Here is a 1,281-nt window from a genome sequence, read left to right as displayed (position 1 = left end):
CTGCTGCTTTTACCGTTTCAGCACGGCCTTCAACGACAGGCTCCCCCCAGCCAGAAATGCCTTCATCGGTATCGATTTTTAAAAATAGCCAGCGGGGTGGAACTTTGAATAGAGAAATTTTTGTGATTTTCATTAGGCACCTCGCAATGTTTTTTTGGAAGATGAGAGATCTTCAAATATGAAAACCTCTCTTTCTTTTGTTAAGAACCTTTAATAAAAACCGTTTTTAATGCTGTATAAAATTCTTTCGCCGCTTCACCTTGCTCTCGAGAACCTGTACTTGATGCCTTCATGCCGCCGAATGGTGCTTGCAACTCAACGCCTGCGCTTTCTGCGTTAATGCGGACAAGCCCTACTTCGATTTCATCGATGAATTCTAAAATTGAGCTAATATTTGAAGTAAAGATCGATGCACTCAATCCGTATTTCGTATTATTTGCCATGTCAATTGCTTCGACAAGATCGGTTGCTTTTATAAGTGCAATAACTGGTCCAAAAATTTCTTCCTGTGCAATCACCATATCCGTCGTGACGTCTTCAAAAATCGCTGGAGTAATGAAAAAGCCCCTATCGTAGTCCCCACCAGTTAATATCTCCCCGCCATGTATGAGTTTTGCGCCTTCCTGCTTGCCTTTTTCAATGTATTCTTTCACCGTATTAAACTGGCTTTCGCTTGCACATGGCCCCATCCAAATACCCTCTTGTAGACCATTGCCGACGGTAATTTTTGCAGCTGCGTCTACAAGTTTTTGTTTAAATTCATCATAGACTTTTGATTCAACGACCACACGACTTGAAGCTGTACATTTTTGGCCAGAAGAACGAAATCCACCGCTGATGACTGCTTCGACTGCTTGATCGATGTTCGCATCTTTCGTCACGATAACTGGATTCTTGCCACCCATTTCAAGCTGATATTTAATGCCACGAGCGGAAGCTGACTTCGCTACAACTTGCCCGACACTTTCAGAACCGGTAAATGTGATTGCATTTAACAGCGGATGATCGATGAGTCCTTGGCCGATGATAGATCCTGTACCGGTAATGAAGTTCACAACACCCTCTGGGAAGCCGGCTTTTGTGAAGCATTCCATCACTTTCGCTGCTGTAACAGCTCCCTCCGTAGCAGGTTTCCACACGATTGAATTGCCATATACAAGGGCCGGAGCCATTTTCCATATGGGAATCGCAACTGGGAAGTTCCATGGCGTGATAACGCCGACAACACCAAGTGGTGTACGTTTTGTAAACATAAGGGCATCTTTATCAGATGATGGAATA

Annotated in this window: 1 protein-coding gene and 1 pseudogene; both read right to left on the bottom strand. The window is 43.8% G+C overall.

The window, feature by feature from the left end:
* A pseudogene (locus tag AC1DUW_RS29385) lies at nucleotides 1–133 on the bottom strand (galactonate dehydratase); the annotation flags it as partial.
* A gap of 67 nt (nucleotides 134–200) precedes the next feature.
* On the bottom strand, nucleotides 201–1,281 hold a 1,081-nt coding region (locus AC1DUW_RS29380; protein ID WP_477644252.1), incomplete at its 5' end, for an aldehyde dehydrogenase family protein.

The organism is Peribacillus sp. P4_C12, assembly GCF_056402095.1.
This window is presented reverse-complemented; position numbering and strand designations above follow the sequence as displayed.